We start from the raw sequence: 19,710 nt of genomic DNA, 5'->3' as shown, positions 1-19,710 counted from the left end.
CTCACTTCGCGGCTTCGCCGGCCAGCGGACGTGGCTCGGGCTCGGGGGACGCGCCCAGCAGGTCCTCGACGAGCCGGACGGCCTGCGGCACGGCGTCGGACACGGGCCCGCTCAGCCCCATCCCCTCGGCCACACAGGCCGGTTCGCACCCCACGACGAGCGTGCGGCGCGGGGGCTGCCCACCGGTGCCCGCGCACAGGGTGCCGAGCAGGGCGAGCACGGCGTCCGGGGTCATGCGGTGGCCGTCCAGCGGGGCGCCCGCCGGGCCGGCCGTGGCGGCGCTCTCGTGCTCGATGACGTAGAGGGTGCCCGGTGGTCCGCCGCGGGCGGTGGCGTCCACCAGGATCAGGGTGTCGTACCCGTCGAGGAGCTGGTAGGCGAGGTGCACTCCGCGTACCCCGACGTCCACGATCTCGGCCCGGCGGGGCAGCGGGCGGGTGGCCAGGGCGCGGACGGTCTCCACGCCGAAGCCGTCGTCGCCGAGGAAGACGTTCCCGATGCCGGCGACGAGGACCCGGCCGGCCGCGGGGCGCGCGCTCATCCGTCCTCCTCGGGCCAGGCGAGTTCGTCGGGCCGGAAGTACAGGAAGCGGCCCTGTTCGCGGCGGAGATCGGCGCCCGGGTCGCCATCCGCGGTGACCGCGAGGTGCACCACGCCGTCCACGTCGTGCAGCACGGCCTCGACGGTCGCGGTGCGCCCGTACAGGAACACATCCTGGGCGTCGGTGCGGCGCAGCCCGGGGCGCAGCACGAGGCGGCTGCCCGCGCCCGCCGGCCGCCCGTCCACCAGGACGCGGTCGTGGCCGGGGTCGATGCCCGCGTCGCCCGCCGGGTCCCACCACGGGGTGTCCGGCCGCGGTACGCCGTGCTCGTCGGGGAACCCGGTCCCGGTGGCCGGCCGGGTCACCTCGCGCAGGCCGCGGACCGCGCCGTGCAGGCGTTCCAGCACCTCGGGCGGCAGCGAGTCGGCCAGGTCGAGCACGGCGGCGGCCCGCTCGTCGGTGCCCCGCGCCTCCCGCTTCTCCTCGTCGGTGAGGGCGGCGGTGCGCAGCGCGAGGATCTCGTCGATCTCGGTCGCGTCGTACAGGGCGCCGGGACTCTCGGGGGCGATGGCCGGGTGGTCCTCCAGGATGATCGGTGAGGACAGCACCACGTCGGCGCGGCCGGGTTCGCCGGCCAGGACCGGCCAGGTGTGCAGATTGCGGCAGGCGGCGACCGCGCCCCTGGCCCACTGCGGGGGGTCGGTCATCGACAGGAAGGATCCCCGGTCCACGGCCATCAGGAGGTGGGCGGCCACCAGGGAGCGCGGGAGTGCCGCGTCGCGGGCGGCGGCGTGGCCGGCCGGCGGGGTCCAGTCGCTGGTGTTCTCGACGACGGCGGTCAGCCGCACCACCCGGTGGGGGCCGTCGAGTTCGGCGGCCGACAGCCGCAGCCGGCCGGTCAGCGGCGCGTACCGGTGGACGGTCCGGCCGGCCGTCCGGCCCGCCGGGTCGAGGACGGCCTCGTGCTCGGTGCCCGCGGGCCGCTGGAAGGGGACCGTGACGTCCGCGGCGAGGACGTCGGCGACCGGTACGGCCGTCTCGACGCGCTCCTCGACGCCCTCGTCCCAGGGGACCAGCACCCGGTCGGCCAGGCGGAGTTCCGGGACGGTCTCGAACTCGCCGTCACCGCACGCCCGTTGGACGGTGCGGCGGCGGGCGCGCAGAAAGCGCAGTTCGACGGCGAGGGTGGCGCCGGCCCTGGGCTCCAGCAGGCACTCGGTGTGCTGGAAGGCGTGTTCCTCGCACTCGGCGCCCCAGCCGGGCGGCACCAGCACGCCGAACTGCCAGCGCAGCCGGTTCTTCGCGGCGGACGCCCGGTAGGGGTAGAGCACATAGCCCTCGAAGAGGACGGCGTCGGCGACTTTCCGGGCGAGGGCGAGGCGCGCCTCGGTCTGCGGGGCGAACGCGGTCACGCTCACGGAGCGGTCCTTCCGGTCGTGCTGGTGAGGGCGGGTCCCGGCGCGGCCCGGGCGAGCAGATCCCGCACGGTCGCCTCCCAGGAGGGCAGCGCCCGGCGCGAGCGGTGGGCCAGCAGGGCGTCCATGGTGTCGCGGGGCAGCCGGATCCAGCCGCAGCCGGGGAAGTGCTGTTCGACCATCTCGCGCCAGGTCGCGACCGGCATCCGGAAGGCGGCCTCCCGGTCCCAGGGGACGGGTTCGACGCGGAAGCCGCCGGTTCCGGTGAACGCCGTTCCGGAGAACAGCATCAGCAGGGGCACCTCACCGCCGTCGAGCGCGGCGAGGTAGCGGGTGGCGGCGATGTCCATGTCGTAGGTGCAGGGCACGGCGAGATCGGTCTCGGTCTCCCGGGTGAAGCCGGGCACCATCAGCGGGACCTGTGCGAACTGCACCGGCTGGAGGGTGCTGCCCCAGCGGGACGGTTCGCCGAACAGGTCGACGAGCCCGTCCCGTTCGGCGCGGTCGTAGCCGCGCCGGGCGGGCTCGATGCGGATCTGGCAGCGCAGTGCCAGGGCGTGCACGGGTTCGTCGCCGGGTGTGCCGACGCGCAGCCGGAACACCAGGGTCGGACCGGCCGCGTAGCGGTCGGCGCGCACCCCGGTGCAGGTGAAGGTGAGTTCGGTCATGGCCGGTCCTCGGTGCCGACGGGCCGGGCCCGGTCCTCGATGTGGGCGAAGAACGTGTCCAGGGCGGCCCGGGCCTCGGCGCCGCCGTCGAAGCCCTGCCACAACAGCCGCATCCGGCCGACGAGTTCGTAGCAGAGGTCGATCGGCACCAGGAAGCAGGCGCAGCCGTCGTCGGTGCGGCGCAGCAGCAGTGCCTCGACGTCCGGTTCGAGCAGGCCGGCGAGGACGCTCTCGCCGAGGACCGCGGTCCAGGTCTGCGGATCCAGTTCGCTCTCGGTGGCCCCGGCCGGGCTCGGGTAGAGGGCGACGAACCGGTCGAGGGCGGCGTTGCGGAAGAAGAAGGCGACGCCGACCGGGATGCGCAGGGTGTCCCAGGCGCGGTCGTCGAATGGGTGGCCGGGGTCGGTGAGACAGCGGGTGGGTACGGGGCGGATGCGGCCCGCGCCGGTGCCCGGCCGTTCCATCAGCAGGAAGCAGGACGGGCAGGCGCAGACCAGGGACCGCTGCTCGGTGTCGACGAGGTGCCGGTGGCCGGTGTCCGCCACCGGTGCCGCGCACAGTCCGCAGCGCTCGGGCAGCGCGGGGCGTTCGGTCAGGAACCGGCGCAGGCCGCGGCCGTCCGGTGCCGCCGGGGCCGGGGCCGCGCTCATGCACCGGCCCCGGGGCGGGCGCCGATCTGCAGCAGTGCGGGCTCCCCGGGGCTCGGCTCGGTGCGTACCTCGACGGCCGTGACCTCGGGGGCGAAGCACAGCAGCGCGTCCTCGGCGGCCCGTCGCACGTCCGGTGCGCCGGCGGCGCAGCCGCAGCCTCCGCCGGACGAGGCGCGCAGCCGCAGTGTGCCGGTCGCCTCGTCGAAGCCGAGGACGTCGAGGCCGACGCCGTCGATGCTGTGCAGGGCGCGGTCGATACGGGCGTTCAGGTCCTCGGGGTGCAGGTCGTGCAGGAGCAGCAGGCTCGCGACGAGTTCGTCGCCGAACAGGGCCTTCGCGCGCCGCCCGTCCTCGGGGGCCGACAGCAGTTCGAGGATCCGGGCGAGTCCCGCGCCGTAGAACTCCATGAGGGAGCGCACGAGTTCCTCGGCGGCGGCGACGGCGGCCGGGTCCGCGGTGGCGGCGAGCCGGTCGAGCATCTCCTCGATGCGCCGGCCGGCCCGCTCCGCGTGGGCCGGTGTCGCGGTGGCGCTCATCCGCCCAGGCCGCTCAGGCCGGTGGGCACATGCATCTTCTGTACGGTCCGGCCGTCGCCGACGTACATATGGACGCCGCACGGCAGACAGGGGTCGAAGCTGCGCACGGTGCGCATGATGTCGATGCCCTTGAAGCTGTCCGGCGGGTTCTCCTCGAAGATGGGGGTGTTCTGCACGGCGTCCTCGTAGGGTCCTGGCGTGCCGTAGGGGTCACGGACGCTGGCGTTCCACGGCGTGGGCGGGTACGGGTGGTAGTTGGCGATCTTGCCGTCGCGGATCACCATGTGGTGGGAGAGGAGTCCGCGGACCGCCTCGGTGAATCCGACGCCGATGCTCTCGTCGGGGACCTCGAACTTCTCCCAGGTCTGGGTGCGTCCGGCGCGCACCTCTTCGAGGCCCTGCTCGGCGAAGTGCAGGGCGAGGGCGGCGGTGTAGGCCTGGAAGTAGGTGCGCGCCCGGTTGCGTTCCAGCGCGTTGCTCCACCGGGGGATCCGCCACTCGAAGGTGGTCTCGGGCCGGGTCATGGTGCGCGGCAGGTTGATGACGACGCTGTGCCCGGTGGCCTTCACCCCGCCGGTGTCGACCAGGCCCGCCAGGGCGGTGGTCCACAGCCGGGCGAGCGGGCCGCCACCGGTGTCCAGGGCGAGATGGTCCTTGCCGTCGAACCAGCGCGGGGACATCACCCAGCTGTACTTGTCCTCGAAGTTCCGCTTCTGCGGGGCGGGGATGGTGTGCTGGTTCCACGGGTGGCGCGGGTCGACCCGGTTGCCGAGCGGGTCGTGCGTGACGAACTGTTCACGGCCCGCCCAGTCGTCGTAGTAGGAGCTGCCCAGCAGGATGCGGATGCCGAGGTTGATCTCGGTGAGGTCGGTGGTGACGAGTTTGCCGTCGACCACGATGCCCGGGGTGACGAACATCCGCCGGCCCCAGTCCGTCATGTTGGCGTAGGTGAAGTCGCAGTACTCGGGGTCGTTGAGCGCTCCCCAGCAGCCGAGCAGGACGCGCCGCCGGCCGACCTCCTCGTAGCCGGGCAGGGCCTCGTAGAAGAAGTCGAACAGGTCGTCGTGGAGCGGGACGACGCGCTTCATGAACTCCACGTAGCGCATCAGGCGGCTGAGGTAGTCCGTGAAGAGCTGGACGGAGGCGACGGTGCCGACACCGCCCGGGTAGAGCGTGGAGGGGTGCACATGGCGGCCCTCCATCAGGCAGAACATCTCCCGGGTGTAGCGGCTGACCTGGAGCGCCTCGCGGTAGAAGTCGCCCTCCATGGGGTTGAGCGACCGCATGATGTCGGCGATGGTGCGGTAGCCGTGCTCCGCCGCGTGCGGCGCCTCGGTGCGTTCGGCCAGGTCGAGGACGCCCGGGTTGGTCTCCTTGACCATCTTCTCGCAGTAGTCGACCCCGACCAGGTTCTCCTGGAAGATGTTGTGGTCGAACATGTACTCCGCGGACTCACCGAGGTTGATGATCCATTCAGCGAGGTTCGGGGGCTTGACGCCGTACGCCATGTTCTGCGTGTACACCGAGCACGTGGCGTGGTTGTCGCCGCAGATGCCGCAGATGCGGCTGGTGATGAAGTGTGCGTCGCGCGGGTCCTTGCCGCGCATGAAGACGCTGTAGCCGCGGAAGACGGACGAGGTGCTGTAGCACTCGGCGACCCGCTTCTGCTTGAAGTCGATCTTGGTGTGGATGCCCAGGCTGCCCACGATCCGGGTGATCGGATCCCAGGACATCTCGATGAGGCCGCTACCGTCTCCGGCCGCCTTGGTCGTCGGTGCCATCGTGTCAGTCGTGCCCTTCTGCGAGCGGGAGGTGCGGGGGGTGCGAACGGGTCGGGGACGGGGGCGGGCCGCCTGCGGCGGTCACCAGGGCGGCCGGTACCCGGTGGTGAGCTTGCCGCCGGTGTGGCGCCACTTGGGCTCCTTGTCGACGGTCTGCTGGGTGACGTTGCGCAGCCGGCGGACGACCGCGCCGTAGGCGCCGCTGGCCTTGGTCGACAGGGTCGCGCCGGGGGGCTGGTCCATGAACGGCATGAACTTGTCGGGGAAGCCGGGCATGGTGCAGGCGATGCAGATGCCGCCGACGTTCGGGCAGCCGCCGATGCCGTTCATCCAGCCCCGCTTGGGCACGTTGCACTTCACGACGGGGCCCCAACAGCCGATCTTGACCAGGCACTTGGGCGAGTCGTAGGTGTCGGCGAAGTCGCCCTGCTCGTAGTAGCCGGCCCGGTCGCAGCCCTCGTGCACGGTGGCGCCGAACAGCCAGGCCGGGCGGAGCTTGTCGTCCAGGGGGATCATCGGGGCGGAGCCCGCCGCCTGGTAGAGCAGGTAGGTGAGCGTCTCGGCGAAGTTGTCGGGCTGGATGGGGCAGCCCGGGACACACACGATGGGGATGCCGGCCTTGGACTTCCAGTTCCAGCCGAGGTAGTCGGGCACGCCCATCGCGCCGGTCGGGTTGCCGGCCATGGCGTGGATGCCGCCGTAGGTGGCGCAGGTGCCGATGGCGACGACGGCGAGGGCCTTGGGCGCGAGCCGGTCGATCCACTCGCTGGTGGTGATCGGCTGGCCGGTCTCCGGGTTGTCGCCGAAGCCGCACCAGTAGCCCTCGGGCTTGATCGCCTCGTTCGGCACGGACCCCTCCACGACCAGCACGAAGGGGTCGATCTCACCCCGCTCCCCCTTGAAGAACCACTCGATGAACGTGTCGGCGCCGCCGACCGGACCGCTGTCGAAGTCGATGAGGGGCCAGTGCACCTGGATCTTCGGCAGCCCCGGCAGCACACCGAGCGCGATCTGTTCGATGCTCGGCTGCATGGCGGCCGTCAGCGCGACCGAGTCGCCGTCGCAGCTCAGCCCGGCGTTGATCCAGAGGATATGGATCGTGGGCGTCTCACCGGCGGGCGTGCCACCGGTGTGCGTCGTCTCGGCACTGCTGGGCGTGGCCGGAGTCATGGGACCGCCTCCTCGGGGAGGTAGGGGGGACAGGAGAAGCAGGGGACAAGGCAGACGTATCGGCTGCCACATTTCTTGCTATCAGCCGTGCGCGGCCGATGGGCGGTCGGCGCGGTCCGTTCCAGTGACGCGCGGCCCGGTCCGGCCGGCCGGCTCCGTACCGGCGCGCGGGCCGGTGGCGCGGGCGAGGTGCGGCGGTGTGCCGGACGGCCGCTGCCTGCGTACGAAGGCCCGGCGCAGCGCGTGGTAGGGGGCGGCCGGGTCGTCGAAGGTGCGGCGCATCCGGGCCAGTTCCCGCCCCCGGAACAGGGACAGGGGCTCGACGGACTCCTCGCGCTCCCGTTCCGCCTTCTTCGCCGCGATCCGTGACGCCGTCCCCGGCAGCGTGGCGAGCCGGACCGCGAGCCGGACCGTCCGCGCGGCGAAGTCCCCGGGCCCGCACTCGATCACCCGGTCGACGAGGCCGGCCCGCAGCGCGCCCGACGCGCTCACCGGCAGGGCGTCCGCCATCAGCCGCTCGGCCGCCGCCGCGCCCACCCGGCGGGGCAGCGAGTACGTCCAGTACTCCGACCCGTACAGGCCCATGAGCCGGTAGTGCGGGTTCAGCACGGCACCGGAGCGGCACCAGACCTCGTCGGCCGCGAGGGCGAGCATCACACCGCCGGCGGCGGCATTGCCCCCGAGGGCGGTGACCACCAGCCGGTCGGTCGTCGTCAGGACGGCCTCGACCAGGTCGTCGATGGCGTTGACGTTCGCCCAGGACTCGGCGGCGGGGTCCGCCGCGGCCTCGATGACGCCGAGGTGGATGCCGTTGGAGAAGAAGTCGCGCCGGCCGCCCAGCACCAGTACGGCGGTGGGGCGCGCGCACGCCTCCCGGTAGGCGGCGAGCAGGCGCCGGCACTGCGCGGTGCTCATGGCGCCGCCGGGAAAGGAGAACTCCAGGAAGCCGGCGTCGCCGTCCTCCCGGTAGGAGATGTCGCTCCAGCCGGGACTGCCAGTGTCCACCGTCGCGGAGGGCGCGAGCTCGGGCAGGTCGGGCAGCCGGTCCCCGAGGGCCGTCACCGCCGGCAGCCTGACCGTGGGCGGCTGCCCCGGAACCCGTCTGCGGCGCAGTTCGGGGATCCACACGGCACCGTCGGTGGTGGCCCGGCAGACGGCGCCGGTCCGGGTGGCGAGCAGGGTTCCCGGCGCGCCGTGCAGCCGGTGCTCGGGGTGGCCGCCGTGCAGGTACCACTCAGCGCCGCACAGGACGTCCAGCACGCCGGGCCGTGAGTCGGCGGCGCGCAGCTTGCGCACGACGGTCCGGGTGGAGTCCGCGGTCCAGTCGATCCGCCGGACGCTCTGGTCGAGGTAGGGGCGGGTGTGCCCGGTCCCCTGCGGCAGGGGCCGGTGGGTGCCCGAGGCGAAGCGTTCCACGGCGAGCAGGACGGCGGCCAGCGCGGCGTCGGCAATCTCGCCCCGGTACAGGTCGCCCTTGGCCACCGGGGGCATCGGGCAGCCGGCCGTCGCCCACACGGCACCGGCGTCCATCTCCTCCTCGGCCCGCAGGACGGTGACGCCCCAGTTCTCGGCGCCCTCCTGGACGGCCCAGTCGAGCGAGGAGGGGCCGCGGTCCCCGAGCGGGCCGGGGTGCACGATGAAGCAGGGCCGCACCGTCCACACCTCGCGGGGGATCGCCGTCTTCAGCATGGGGGCGAGGACCAGGTGCGGGTCGTGGCGGTCGACGGCCTCGGCCAGGCGCCGGCCGGGGAGGGCGAGTTCGACCGCGACGGTGTGCCCGCGGTCACGCAGTTCGGCGTGGACGCGTTGGGTGAGGCTGTTGAAGGCGCTGGCCACGAGCAGGATGTGCACGGTGTTCTCCCGGCGGACACGGGCACGGGTCCGTCGGCCCGGCCGATGCGATCGTCGGACATCCACCGCCCGGCGCCCGGGCGCCGGGCTGCCGGGGTCACCCGAAAGCGGACGGCCGCACCGCCACCCGGCCGCGTGAGCGGGCCCGGCACCGAGCGCCCGATGTACCCGGCCTCGGCTCAACTCCCGTGCGGTCCACGGGACTTCCGGCGTCGCGCGCCGAGGGCGGCCGGTCCGCGCGCCGCCGCCAGGGCCGGTACCGGGGAGCAGCGCGCACGGTGGGGGCGCGACCGGACCCCCGTTCCGGTCGTGCCCCCACCGAGTGTCGAACCTACGTGCGCGATAGGCCGTGGGGGTATCGCGCCGGTGCCCGCTGTGGCGCCGCGGGGACTCACCTGTGCACAGCCGCGTCCGATTGACCCGGTTTCGTACGGCGCAGAACGGGCTCGCTGAGGTCGCCGACCACCAGATGAGCGAGGACCACCTCGTACAGGTCGCTGCCCGAGGCGAGGAGTTGGCGTTCCAGGACGGGTTCCGCGCTGCGGACGTGCTCGCGCACGGTCTGGGCGTGCACACCGAGGTCCTGGGCGGCCCGTTCGGCGTTGGCGCCGGCGCCGATCCAGGCGCGCAGGGTGCCGCGCAGGTCCCGTCCGTCGTGCGTCAGACGGTCGAGGAGGTCGTGCGCCCAGGTGCGGATCGCGGTCCCGGCGAGTAGGCCGCCGAGCCGGACGGCGGGCGCCCCGGCGACCGATACCGGCCCGCCGGGCACGGCGCAGCCCGCCTGGGTGTTCAGCGCGAGGTGGACGGTGGCGCGGACGGCGAGGTCGGAGAAGTCGGTGTCCAGCAGCGCCTCGACGCGGTCCATGCGGGCCCGGACGGTGTTGCGGCTGACGCCGAGCACCTTCGCCGTGCTGACCGCGGTGTACTCCAGGCCCAGCCGGGTGGTGGCGAGCAGTTCGGCCCGGGTGTGGTGGGGCAGGGTGTCGAGCGGGCGCAGCACGTCGGCGGACCAGGCGCGCAGGGCGACGAGGTCCATCAGGGCCTCCGGCTGGGTGCGTTCGGCGTAGACGGCCACCTGGTCGGGGCGGAAATGGGCGACGGCGAGGGCGCTGATGGCCTGACCGTAGGCGAGGGAGGTCTGGGCGAGGCTCTGCCGGACGCTGCCGCCGAGATAGGTGCCGGGGCGGCTGTCGACGAGCGGGCGCAGCCACTCCCCCGCCGTGGTGGCGGGGCTGAGGACGATGATGTGCCGGTCCATCGCGGGGCAGCGCACGACGAGGGCCCGGCCGCCGGTCGCCTCGATGCACGCGTCGACGAGCCGGTCGCGTTCCTCGGCGGCCCCTTCGACGACGTACACGCTGGCGGTGTCGGTGTCGAGCAGTCCGGGCCACAGTCCCGCGGCGACCCGGCGGGCCGCGACGGTGTCCTCCACCATCAGCAGTTGCAGGATCGCCAGCCGCAGATCGGCGGTGGCGCGCCTGAGCCGCCGCCCCGCGGCCGTCAGTTCGCGTTCGCGCAGCAGGAGTTCGACGACCGGGGCGGTGCGGGTCACGATCTCCGCGCTGCGCCGGTCGAACGGGGTGGCGCGGGCCACGGCCAGCACGCCCGTCGACTCCCGGAACGGCCCGCGGTGGCGCACCGCGACCAGGCGGACGTGCCGCCCGCCGTCCGCGACCGCGGCGGACGAGATCCGGCCGCTCAGCACGTCCGCGACCAGCGGGGCGGCGAGCGGCACCGGGTCGCCCGCGAGTACGGCTCCGGCGTCGTCCCGTACGCAGACGGTGCCGGCCACGGCCCGCGCGAGCCAGTCGACGACCCGGCCCAGGTCTCGTCCGGTGGACCGCAGCTGGTCGAGGAGTTCCTCGGCCCAGGCGGTGTCCTCGCCGTGCGTGCCCCGTGTGTGCGGGCCCTCGTCCGCCAGGCCGGCCATCTCGTGCTGCTCCCCGTCCATCCCGTCGACCTCGGTCTACGGAGAGGGACGCTACCCGACGCACGGCACGGATTCCGTCCGGCCGCCGGCCCCGGTGGCCGGGTTCGGGCTCCGCCGGCGGTCCCGGGGGACGGACCGCCGACGGAGACAGCCGGCTCGGGACCGGGGGGAGAGGGGCCCGAGCGGCTTGTCCGTCGGCTTCCCAGAAGGACGCGGGTCATGCCTGCGGACACGAACCGCCCGGCACGACCCGCCCCGCGTCGCCGTCCGGCCCCGGGCACAGCGCTCCCCGCCCGCACCACCACCGCGCCGCCCCACTCGCACGCCGACCCGGTTTCCCGCACGCACCGCCGCGCACCGGCGCCCCCGCCCACGCCTCCCAGCGGCACGCCCCCACACCCCCCGGCGCGGCATCCCGACCACGCATCCGTGCACCCGCGCAACCCACGTCGGCGTCCTCGCGTGCGCGCGGCGTTGCCGCCCGAGCGGCACCCCGCCCCTACCGTGCCGACACCACCGCTCCCCGCCCGCACAGCGCGTACCGGCACACCCGTGGGGCGACCGTCCCCGTGACGGCATAAGCTCGGCGGATGGCGAAGTACTTCGACGTGCACCCCGAGAATCCGCAACCGCGCAGCATCGCCCAGATCGCCGACGCCGTGCGCTCGGGTGCCCTCATCGCGTACCCCACCGACTCCTGCTACGCGCTGGGGTGCCGGCTCGGCAGCCGTGACGGCATGGACCGGATCCGTTCGATCCGGCACCTCGACGACCGGCACCATTTCACCCTGATGTGCCGGGACTTCGCGCAGCTCGGCCAGTTCGTCCGGGTCGACAACGACGTGTTCCGCGCGGTGAAGGCCTCCACGCCCGGCAGTTACACCTTCATCCTCCCGGCGACCAGGGAGGTGCCGCGCAAGCTGCTGCACCCCAAGAAGAAGACCGTCGGTGTGCGCATCCCGGACCACGTCGTCACCCAGGCGCTGCTGGCCGAGCTCGGCGAACCGCTGCTGTCCAGCACGCTGCTGCTGCCCGACGAGGAGGAGCCGCTGACCCAGGGCTGGGAGATCAAGGACCGGCTCGACCATGTGGTGGACGCGGTGGTCGACTCCGGGGAGTGCGGCACCGAACCGACCACCGTGGTCGACTTCTCCGGCGGCGAGGCCGAGGTGGTGCGGCGCGGCGCGGGCGACACGACCCGCTTCGAATGAGCCCGGACGAGCCCCGGCCCGCCGACGCGACCCGCTGCGCCGTCCTGGATCTTGCGTGACAGCATGGCTCGTACATGCACCGCCGAGGGGCGCGCCGCTCCCCGGCGACCACCCTCCAGGGAGGCTCCCACGCCATGACCGCCGTACAGGGAACGACCGTGGACATCCCGACCGAGGACGGCGTCGCCGACGCCTATCTGGTCCATCCCGGTGACGAGCGTCCCCGTCCGGCCGTCCTGTTCTACCAGGACGCGTTCGGGCTGCGCCCGCATCTTCAGTCGATGGCCGACCGGCTGGCCGCGGCCGGCTACACGGTCCTGCTGCCCAATGTGTTCTACCGGCACGGGCGCGTGCCCGTCGTCGAGCTGCCCACGTTCATCGACCCGGCCCGGAACCCGACCATCTGGCGGCAGCTCGGCCCGATCATGCAGTCGCTGACGCCGGACCTCGCGATCCGGGACGCGGGCGCCTATCTGCGTTTCCTCGCCGACAGCCCACTGGTGGCCGACGGCCCGGTCGCGGTGACCGGCTACTGCATGGGCGCCCGGCTGGCCCTGCTCACCGCGGGCGCCTGTCCGGACCGGGTCGCGGCCGTCGCCGGGTTCCACGGCGGACGGCTCGCCACCGAGGACCCGGACAGCCCGCACCTGCTCGCCGAACACATCACCGCCGAGGCGTACTTCGGCCACGCCGACCAGGACTCCTCGCTGCCCCCTGAGCAGATCCAGCGGCTGGAGGACGCGCTGACCGCGGCGGGCGTGCGGCACCGGTGCGAGGTCTACCCGGGCGCCCACCACGGGTACACGCAGTCCGACACCCCGGCCTACGACCGGGCGGCGGACGAGCGGCACTGGGCCGCGCTGCTCGGCCTGCTGGAGCGCACCTTCTGAACCGCGCCGTGGGGGCCCGTGGCACCGCGGGCCCCCACGGACTTCGCCCGCCACATTGACATGCCCGCGTCTCGACGCAACGCTGAGAGCGCTCTCAGACAGGTACGGGCCAAGACCCGTACAACCCCGACCCCACACGGAGGTGGAGAGTGCTCGTACGACTCACGCGCCCCGCGCTGTCCCTGGCGGCCGCGACCGCCCTGGTCGGCGCGCTGCTCGCGCTCGGCGCACCGGACCGAGCCGAGGCCGCGGTGCCGGACACGATCGCCCTGACGGTGACCAACAACTCCGGCCGCGCCGACCCGGTGTACCTCTACGACATCGGCACCCAGCTCTCCACGGGACAGCAGGGCTGGGCCGACGCGAACGGCACGTTCCACGCCTGGCCAGCGGGCGGCAACCCGCCGACTCCCGCCCCCGACGCGGCGATCCCCGGACCCGCCGCCGGGCAGTCGAAGACGATCCGGATCCCCAAGTTCTCCGGCCGGATCTACTTCTCCTACGGCCAGAAGCTCGTGTTCAAGCTGACCACCGGCGGTCTCGTGCAGCCGGCCGTGCAGAATCCCAGCGACCCCAACCGGGACATCCTCTTCAACTGGTCCGAATACACGCTCAACGACGGGGGGCTGTGGCTCAACAGCACCCAGGTCGACATGTTCTCCGTGCCGTACGCGGTCGGCGTGCGGCGTGCGGACGGCGGCGTGAACACCACCGGGCATCTCAAGCCGGGTGGCTACAACGGGGTGTTCGACGCGCTGCGCGGTCAGGCGGGCGGCTGGGGCGGGCTGATCCAGACCCGCTCCGACGGCACGGTGCTGCGGGCGCTCTCGCCGGGGCACGGCCTGGAGTCCGGTGCGCTTCCCGCCTCCGTCATGGACGACTACGTGAACCGGGTCTGGACCAAGTACGCCACGTCGACGCTCACGGTCACGCCGTTCGGCGACCAGCCCGGCACCAAGTTCTACGGCCGGGTCTCGGGCGGTGTCATGAACTTCACCGACGGCTCCGGCGCGGTGGTGACGAGCTTCCAGAAGCCGGACGCGGACAGCGTGTTCGGCTGCCACAAGCTGCTGGACGCGCCCAACGACGCGGTGCGCGGCCCGATCTCCCGCACCCTGTGCGCGGGATTCAACCGGTCCACGCTGCTGACGAACGCCGACCAGCCCGACAACAACCCGGCCGGCTTCTACCAGGACGGGGTGACGAACCACTACGCCCGGTTCATCCACGGGCAGATGGCCGACGGCAAGGCGTACGCGTTCGCCTTCGACGACGTCGGCAACCAGGAGTCGCTGGTGCACGACGGCGGCCCGCAGGAGGCGTACCTCACGCTGGATCCGCTCAGTTGACGCGGGCGGCGTCCCGCACACGGAGCTGTTCCGCGTGCGGGACGCCGGCTGCGTCGCGTCCGCCGGTGATCACGCCGCTGGTCGCCGTCCCTGTCCCCTACGGGTCGTTGTGGCGACGTGCCCGCTGAACCGATCACACGCCCGCAATGTTCGCCTGCCACAATCGGGACGGAACTGACGTACGACCGCCGGAGGAGCCCGTGCCGCCCACTCCCCGCCCGCTGCGCAAGCTGGGCTTCCTCACGATCGGCCTGTTCGACGCGGCCGATCCGGGCCGCGGCCACGAGTCCACGCTGGAGATCATCGAGCTGGGCGAGCGGCTGGGCTTCGACAGCGCCTGGGTGCGCCACCGTCATCTGCAGTACGGCATCTCGTCCCCGGTCGCCGTGCTGGCGGCCGCCTCGCAGCGCACCAGCCGGATCGAGCTCGGCACCGCGGTCATCCCGCTGGGCTGGGAGAACCCGCTGCGTCTCGCCGAGGACCTGGCGACCGTCGACGTGCTGTCCGGCGGCCGCCTCAATCCGGGGGTGAGCGTGGGCCCGCCGATGCACTACGACCAGGTGAAGGACGCCCTGTACCCGGACACGGCGGACACCGAGGAGTTCGGGTACGAACGGGTGCGCCGGCTGCTGGACTTCGTGCGCGGCAAGCCGGCCACCGGCTTCGGCGGGGTCGAGGGGTTCGAAGTGTTCTCGGAGGTGGTGCAGCCGCACTCCCCCGGGCTCGGCAGCCGCCTCTGGTACGGCGGTGGCAGCCTGCGCTCGGCGCGCTGGGCGGGCGAGCACGGGATGAACTTCCTGACGAGCAGCGTCGTCAAGGCCGAGGACCCCGGGGAGAGCCGGGACTTCGCCGAGATCCAGCTCTCCCACATCCGTGAGTTCCGCGCCCACCACCCCGACGGCGACGCGGCCCGGGTCTCCCAGGGCCTGGTGGTGATCCCCACCGACTCCGCGACACCCGAGCAGCGCGCCAAGTACGCCGAGTACGCGGCGCGGCGCCTGCCCCGCACGACCACCCCGCAGGGTCCCGGGCGGCTGCTGTTCGCACCCGACCTGGTGGGCAGCTCGGCCGAGATCGCCGAACGGCTGCACGCGCACGCCGCGTTCCGCGAGATCGACGAGGTGGCGTTCGCGCTGCCGTTCACCTTCGGACACGAGGACTACGTGCAGATCCTCACCGACATGGCGACCCTGCTGGGCCCGGCGCTCGGCCGGCCGGCCACCGGCTGACTCACCAGCGGCCGGGCTCGGTGCCGGTGACCGGCTCGGACGGCCTGCCGTCCACGCCCACCGGCACGTCACCGGCGAGCATGACCCGGTGCATGGTGCGCGGGAAGCCCAGGTGGGCGTTGTCCGACGGCGCGAGGTGGATCGTGGCCCGGTTGTCCCAGAAGGCGACGCTGCCCGGCTCCCAGCGGAAGCGGACCGTGTACTCGGGCCGGACCGCCTGGGCCAGCAGCATCTCCAGCAGCGCCGCGCTCTCCGGCCGGGAGACGTCCACGATGCGTTCGACGTAGTAGCCGTTGACGTACAGCACCCGCTCGCCCGTCTCCGGGTGCACCCGGACCAGCGGGTGCACGGAGGCCACCTGGTGGTCCAGCAGATGGCGCAGGTAGGCGTCGTCCCCCGGGCGGGACTGATAGCCGACGCCGAGCCGGTGCTCGGCGCGCAGGGTGTCGGCGAAGGCACGCACCGGCGCGGACAGCCCGGCGTAGGCGGCGGCCAGATTGGACCAGGTGGTGTCGCCGCCGTACGGCGGGACGGTCTCGGCGCGCAGGATCGTCGCGGCGGGCGGGTCGATCCGCGCGCCGTGGTCGCAGTGCCAGCCGCGCAGCAGGGTGTGCCGGCGCCGGTCCAGCCACTCCTCGTGCTCCATGCCGAACCGGCCGCCCAGCTCCAGCCGGTCGGCGGTGGTCTCCACCGCCGGGTGGTCCGGGGGCGAGGCGCTGCCGCGCCGCCCGAGGACGACCGGCTCGCCGAACCGGCGCGCGAGCGCGACATGGCCGGCGTGGTCCAGGCGCTGTCCGCGGAAGAACACCACCTTCCGGCGCAGCACCGCCTCCCGGATCAGGGCGACCACCGCCGCGTCGAGGTCGCCGGCCAGGTCGACGCCGGTGATCTCGGCTCCGATGTGCCCGGCGGCCGGTCTCACCTCGACCCCGGCCACCGGTTCCGCCCGCCGCTCCGTGCCCCTGTCCGTCGTCATGGCCTCATCCCGCCCGTCCGGTTGATCACTGCTCACCCTATCCGTGAGGCTGGACGCAGGACACAGCCGACGGAAGGTCTCACTGTGATCAGCATTCCGACGTACACGCTCAACGACGGTACGACGCTCCCGGCCATCGGCCTGGGCACCTGGCCGATGACCGACGCCGAGGCCGGACAGGCCGTCGGCGGGGCGCTGGCGGCCGGCTACCGCCTCGTGGACACCGCGACGAACTACCGCAACGAATCGGGGGTCGGCCGGGGCATCGCGGGCAGCGGTGTGCCCCGGGAGGAGGTCGTGGTGACGACGAAGCTGCCGGGCCGCCACCACGGGTACGAGGAGACCCTGGCCTCCTTCGAGGAGTCCCGGCGGCGGCTCGGCGTGGAGTACGTGGATCTGTACCTGATCCACTGGCCGCTGCCCCGCGTGGGCAAGTACGTCGACTCGTGGCGGGCGATGATCAAGCTGCGCGAGGACGGACTCGTCCGTTCCATCGGGGTCTCCAACTTCACTCCCGAGCACATCGGGGAGCTGGAGGAGAAGACGGGGGTGCTGCCGTCCGTCAACCAGATCGAGCTGCATCCGCTGTTCCCGCAGGACGGGCTGCGCGCCTTCCACGCGGCCAAGGGCATCGTCACGGAGAGCTGGAGCCCGCTCGGCCGGGACGTCAGGCTGCTCACGGACCCGGCCGTGGTGGCGGTCGCCGAGGCGCTCGGGGTGACACCCGCCCAGGCGGTGCTGCGCTGGCACGTCCAGCTCGGCGCCGTGCCCATCCCGAAGTCGGCCGACCCCGCCCGGCAGCGCGCGAACCTCGACGTGTTCGGGTTCGAGCTGAGCGACGCCCAGATGTCCGCGGTCGCGGACCGCGCGCACCGGCGGCTGGGCGGAGATCCCGAGATCCACGAGGAGTTCTGAACCGCCCGGCTGCTGCTCCTCGGCGTGCTGCGGCGCGTCGGCGGCGAGCGCGGTGCGCGGCCCGGGCCCGCGGTGGCGAGGACGTCCGGCCGCTGGTTCGCAAGGGGCCCGGCACGTCCGCCGGGCACGGCAGCCCGGACCCGGTGAGCCCGCTCGGTTCGCGGCGGCCGGGCCCTCGCCCAGGTCGCCGCGGGCGGCGGAGCCCCGGTCCGGTGATCACTCCTCGGGCAGCGGCTGCTCCGCCCAGATCGTCTTGCCGCCGTCCGTCTGCCGGCTGCCCCAGCGCTGGGTGAGCTGGGCGACCAGCAGCAGGCCCCGGCCGCCCTCGTCGAAGGCGTGCGCCCGGCGCAGATGCGGCGAGGTGGAACTGCCGTCCGAGACCTCGCAGATGAGCGCGCGGTCGCGGATCAGCCGCAGCTGGATGGGGGGTTCGCCGTAGCGGATCGCGTTGGTGACCAGTTCGCTGACGACGAGTTCGGTGACGAAGGCGATCTCTTCGAGGCCCCAGGCGGCCAGCCGGTCGATCACCGCCTGCCGGGTGGTGGCCACCTGGGCGGGGTCGGGCGGCACGTCCCAGGTGGCCACGCGGTCGGCGCCGAGCGCCCGGGTACGGGCCAGCAGCAGGGCCACGTCGTCGCCGGGCTGCCCGTCGAGGAGCGCCTTCAGCAGCGTGTCACAGAGGGCGTCGGGCGAGCCCGTGGGCGTGTTCAGGGCCCGCAGCAGCTTTCCGGTCGCCCGGTCCACGTCGAGGTCGCGGCCGTCGACGAGGCCGTCGGTGTAGAGGGCGACGAGCGAGCCCTCCGGCAGTTCGAGTTCCGTCGCCTCGAACGGCAGGCCGCCGACGCCGAGCGGCGGCCCCGCCCGCAGCGGGACGAGTTCCGCGTCGGCGCCGGGCAGCACGACGGCCGGTGCCGGGTGGCCCGCCGCGGCCAGCGACAGCCGGCGCGAGACCGGGTCGTAGACGGCGTACAGGCAGGTGGCGCCGAACTCGGCGACCTCGCCGCCGTCGCCGTCCGCGGCGAGGTGGGTGACCAGGTCGTCCAGGTGGGTCAGCAGCTCGTCCGGGGGCAGGTCCACATCGGCCAGGGTCCGTACGGCCGTGCGCAGCCGTCCCATGGTGGCCGAGGACTGGATGCCGTGCCCCACCACGTCGCCGACGACCAGCGCGACCCGGCTGCCGGAGAGCGGGATCACGTCGAACCAGTCGCCGCCGATGCCGGCCAGCGACCCGCAGGGCAGATAGCGGTGGGCCACGTCGACCGCCGCCTGGCCGGGCAGTCCGCTGGGCAGCAGGCTGTGCTGGAGGGCGAGCGCGGTGCTGCGTTCGCGGGCGAAGCGGCGGGCGTTGTCGATGCAGACCGCGGCGCGGCTCGCGAGTTCCTCGGCGAACGCGACGTCGTCACCTCCGTAGTCCGCCGGGTGTGCCATGCGTACGGCCACCGCGACGCCCAGGGTGATGCCGCGGGCCCGCAGCGGCACCGCCAGCATCGAGTGCACGCCCTTGCGGTGCGGCCTGCCCTCCGGGGAGCGGGCGTTGCGTTCGTCGACCCACCGGGTGAACTCCGGGTCGCCGCCCTGGCTGAACACCACCCGGCCCTCGCGCAGGGCCCGGGCCGGCGGGCAGGACTCCGGGCAGGGGTCCGGCTCGCCGAGCCGGACGGCGGCCTCCGGGGTGCCCTCCGTGGCGGAGCCGTGCGCGACGCGGCGCAGCACGAGGTCTCCGTGCGGCACCGAAGGCGGCTGATCGTCGGTGCCGAGCACCCAGTCGAGCAGGTCCACGCTGACGAAGTCGGCGTACTGCGGGACCAGGATGTCCACGAGTTCCCCGGCGGTGCGCACCACGTCCAGGGTGGTGCCGATCCCGGTCGCCGCCTCGTTCAGCAGGGCCAGCCGCCGCCGGGCCCAGTACTGCTCGCTGCTGTCGAACGCGGCCAGGGCGACGCCGGACAGCTCGCCGGAGGCGTCCCTGAGGGGCCACATCTCGATGTTCCAGGCCTGCTCCCGGTCCAGGGCGGGCGCGCCCGTGAAGGTCTCGAAGCGGACCGGCTCACCGGTCTCGGCGACCCGGCGCAGCCGGCTGAGGAAGCCGCGGGTGTGCTCGGTGTCCTGCATGGTGTCCGGGTAGTGCCGGCCGAGCAGTGCCTCCTCGGGCACGCCGAGCACCTGGCAGGCCTGTTCGTTGACGCGGAGGTAGCGCTGGCGGATGTCGAAGACCGACATCGACATGGACGCCTGCTGGAAGGCCCGCTCGGCCAGGCCGGGCCCGGGCAGGGCCGCGGTGACCACGTATCCACCGGGCCGCCCGGCGGGGCCGAGCATGGGGCATGCCGTGAGGGCCAGCTCCATGCGGTGGCCGTCACGGTGCCGGAGGGCGACGACCGTGGTCTGCGCCTCGACGTTCCCGGGCGCCGTCTCCTCGGCGAGCAGGCGGGCGGCGGGCCTGCCCACGATCTCCTCGGCCCGGTGACCGGTCAGCTTCTGCGCGCCCTCGCTCCACGCCGTGACGACTCCGAGGGCGTCGATCACCGCCGTGGCCGCGAGATGCTCCATATGCCCCAGGATGATCCCATTGCCGCGGCGCATCAAGCGCGGGGGCGG

Annotated in this window: 16 protein-coding genes; 5 read left to right on the top strand and 11 right to left on the bottom strand. The window is 73.5% G+C overall.

The features are described from left to right. Position 1 precedes the first annotated feature (1 nt). From CTZ28_RS42850 to CTZ28_RS42810, 9 genes are all read right to left on the bottom strand, one after another. On the bottom strand, positions 2 to 541 hold the full coding sequence (locus tag CTZ28_RS42850; protein ID WP_121895185.1) for a hydrogenase maturation protease: 540 nt from the start codon (positions 539 to 541) through the stop codon (positions 2 to 4). Next, the gene (locus CTZ28_RS42845; RefSeq protein ID WP_121895184.1) at positions 538 to 1,959 is read right to left on the bottom strand and encodes a hypothetical protein; all 1,422 of its coding nucleotides are present in this window, start codon (positions 1,957 to 1,959) and stop codon (positions 538 to 540) included. The genes CTZ28_RS42850 and CTZ28_RS42845 overlap by 4 nt, the downstream gene beginning before the upstream one ends. Next, positions 1,956 to 2,624: a DUF6084 family protein gene (locus CTZ28_RS42840; RefSeq protein WP_121895183.1), complete on the bottom strand. Its 669-nt coding sequence runs from the start codon at positions 2,622 to 2,624 to the stop codon at positions 1,956 to 1,958. Before CTZ28_RS42840 ends, CTZ28_RS42845 begins: the two co-directional genes overlap by 4 nt. Then, a complete protein-coding gene (locus CTZ28_RS42835; RefSeq protein WP_121895182.1) occupies positions 2,621 to 3,274 on the bottom strand; it encodes a DUF5947 family protein in 654 nt (217 codons plus the stop codon). The genes CTZ28_RS42840 and CTZ28_RS42835 overlap by 4 nt, the downstream gene beginning before the upstream one ends. After that, positions 3,271 to 3,810, bottom strand: a complete 540-nt coding sequence (locus CTZ28_RS42830) for a hypothetical protein (protein ID WP_121895181.1) — start codon at positions 3,808 to 3,810, stop codon at positions 3,271 to 3,273. The genes CTZ28_RS42835 and CTZ28_RS42830 overlap by 4 nt, the downstream gene beginning before the upstream one ends. Further along, positions 3,807 to 5,591 (bottom strand): nickel-dependent hydrogenase large subunit, encoded by a 1,785-nt coding sequence (locus CTZ28_RS42825; RefSeq protein WP_121895180.1) that lies wholly within the window; start codon positions 5,589 to 5,591, stop codon positions 3,807 to 3,809. Before CTZ28_RS42825 ends, CTZ28_RS42830 begins: the two co-directional genes overlap by 4 nt. 81 nt (positions 5,592 to 5,672) lie before the next feature. Beyond that, on the bottom strand, positions 5,673 to 6,761 hold the full coding sequence (locus tag CTZ28_RS42820) for an NADH-quinone oxidoreductase subunit B family protein (protein ID WP_121895179.1): 1,089 nt from the start codon (positions 6,759 to 6,761) through the stop codon (positions 5,673 to 5,675). Between the two features lie 81 nt (positions 6,762 to 6,842). Further along, positions 6,843 to 8,612, bottom strand: a complete 1,770-nt coding sequence (locus CTZ28_RS42815) for a hydrogenase maturation protein (protein WP_121895178.1) — start codon at positions 8,610 to 8,612, stop codon at positions 6,843 to 6,845. A gap of 391 nt (positions 8,613 to 9,003) precedes the next feature. Beyond that, positions 9,004 to 10,542, bottom strand: a complete 1,539-nt coding sequence (locus tag CTZ28_RS42810) for a helix-turn-helix domain-containing protein (RefSeq protein WP_121895210.1) — start codon at positions 10,540 to 10,542, stop codon at positions 9,004 to 9,006. A 590-nt stretch (positions 10,543 to 11,132) separates the two neighbouring features. Here CTZ28_RS42810 and CTZ28_RS42805 point away from each other — a divergent pair. From CTZ28_RS42805 to CTZ28_RS42790, 4 genes are all read left to right on the top strand, one after another. Then, the gene (locus tag CTZ28_RS42805; RefSeq protein ID WP_183154869.1) at positions 11,133 to 11,753 is read left to right on the top strand and encodes an L-threonylcarbamoyladenylate synthase; all 621 of its coding nucleotides are present in this window, start codon (positions 11,133 to 11,135) and stop codon (positions 11,751 to 11,753) included. Positions 11,754 to 11,887: 134 nt separating this feature from the next. Beyond that, complete coding sequence (locus tag CTZ28_RS42800; protein ID WP_121895177.1) at positions 11,888 to 12,643, top strand: dienelactone hydrolase family protein; 756 nt, start codon at positions 11,888 to 11,890, stop codon at positions 12,641 to 12,643. A 149-nt stretch (positions 12,644 to 12,792) separates the two neighbouring features. Next, positions 12,793 to 13,992: a glycoside hydrolase family 64 protein gene (locus CTZ28_RS42795; protein WP_121895176.1), complete on the top strand. Its 1,200-nt coding sequence runs from the start codon at positions 12,793 to 12,795 to the stop codon at positions 13,990 to 13,992. Positions 13,993 to 14,192: 200 nt separating this feature from the next. Beyond that, positions 14,193 to 15,221, top strand: coding sequence for an LLM class flavin-dependent oxidoreductase (locus CTZ28_RS42790; RefSeq protein ID WP_121895175.1), 1,029 nt, complete (start codon positions 14,193 to 14,195; stop codon positions 15,219 to 15,221). A gap of 1 nt (position 15,222) precedes the next feature. Here CTZ28_RS42790 and CTZ28_RS42785 read toward each other — a convergent pair whose 3' ends face one another. Then, positions 15,223 to 16,197, bottom strand: coding sequence for a TauD/TfdA dioxygenase family protein (locus CTZ28_RS42785; RefSeq protein ID WP_121895174.1), 975 nt, complete (start codon positions 16,195 to 16,197; stop codon positions 15,223 to 15,225). 84 nt (positions 16,198 to 16,281) lie between these two features. Between CTZ28_RS42785 and CTZ28_RS42780 the strand changes: the two genes are divergently transcribed. After that, positions 16,282 to 17,112, top strand: a complete 831-nt coding sequence (locus tag CTZ28_RS42780) for an aldo/keto reductase (RefSeq protein ID WP_121895173.1) — start codon at positions 16,282 to 16,284, stop codon at positions 17,110 to 17,112. 216 nt (positions 17,113 to 17,328) lie between these two features. Here CTZ28_RS42780 and CTZ28_RS42775 read toward each other — a convergent pair whose 3' ends face one another. Beyond that, positions 17,329 to 19,662: a SpoIIE family protein phosphatase gene (locus CTZ28_RS42775; RefSeq protein WP_121895172.1), complete on the bottom strand. Its 2,334-nt coding sequence runs from the start codon at positions 19,660 to 19,662 to the stop codon at positions 17,329 to 17,331. Positions 19,663 to 19,710: the final 48 nt, after the last annotated feature.

The sequence above is a fragment of the Streptomyces shenzhenensis genome (genome assembly GCF_003688995.1).
Taxonomy (GTDB): Bacteria; Actinomycetota; Actinomycetes; order Streptomycetales; family Streptomycetaceae; genus Streptomyces; species Streptomyces shenzhenensis_A.
The sequence above is the reverse complement of the archived record's forward strand: the minus strand, read 5'-3'. Positions and strand labels throughout refer to the sequence as shown.

Bases quoted from the DNA above. Each gene is read 5' to 3' on its own strand.
- CTZ28_RS42850 (WP_121895185.1), bottom strand. From the start codon at position 541: ATGAGCGCGCGCCCCGCGGCCGGCCGGGTCCTCGTCGCCGGCATCGGG.
- CTZ28_RS42840 (WP_121895183.1), bottom strand. From the start codon at position 2,624: ATGACCGAACTCACCTTCACCTGCACCGGGGTGCGCGCCGACCGCTAC.
- CTZ28_RS42835 (WP_121895182.1), bottom strand. From the start codon at position 3,274: ATGAGCGCGGCCCCGGCCCCGGCGGCACCGGACGGCCGCGGCCTGCGC.
- CTZ28_RS42830 (WP_121895181.1), bottom strand. From the start codon at position 3,810: ATGAGCGCCACCGCGACACCGGCCCACGCGGAGCGGGCCGGCCGGCGC.
- CTZ28_RS42825 (WP_121895180.1), bottom strand. From the start codon at position 5,591: ATGGCACCGACGACCAAGGCGGCCGGAGACGGTAGCGGCCTCATCGAG.
- CTZ28_RS42820 (WP_121895179.1), bottom strand. From the start codon at position 6,761: ATGACTCCGGCCACGCCCAGCAGTGCCGAGACGACGCACACCGGTGGC.
- CTZ28_RS42810 (WP_121895210.1), bottom strand. From the start codon at position 10,542: ATGGCCGGCCTGGCGGACGAGGGCCCGCACACACGGGGCACGCACGGC.
- CTZ28_RS42805 (WP_183154869.1), top strand. From the start codon at position 11,133: ATGGCGAAGTACTTCGACGTGCACCCCGAGAATCCGCAACCGCGCAGC.
- CTZ28_RS42800 (WP_121895177.1), top strand. From the start codon at position 11,888: ATGACCGCCGTACAGGGAACGACCGTGGACATCCCGACCGAGGACGGC.
- CTZ28_RS42785 (WP_121895174.1), bottom strand. From the start codon at position 16,197: ATGACGACGGACAGGGGCACGGAGCGGCGGGCGGAACCGGTGGCCGGG.
- CTZ28_RS42775 (WP_121895172.1), bottom strand. From the start codon at position 19,662: ATGGAGCATCTCGCGGCCACGGCGGTGATCGACGCCCTCGGAGTCGTC.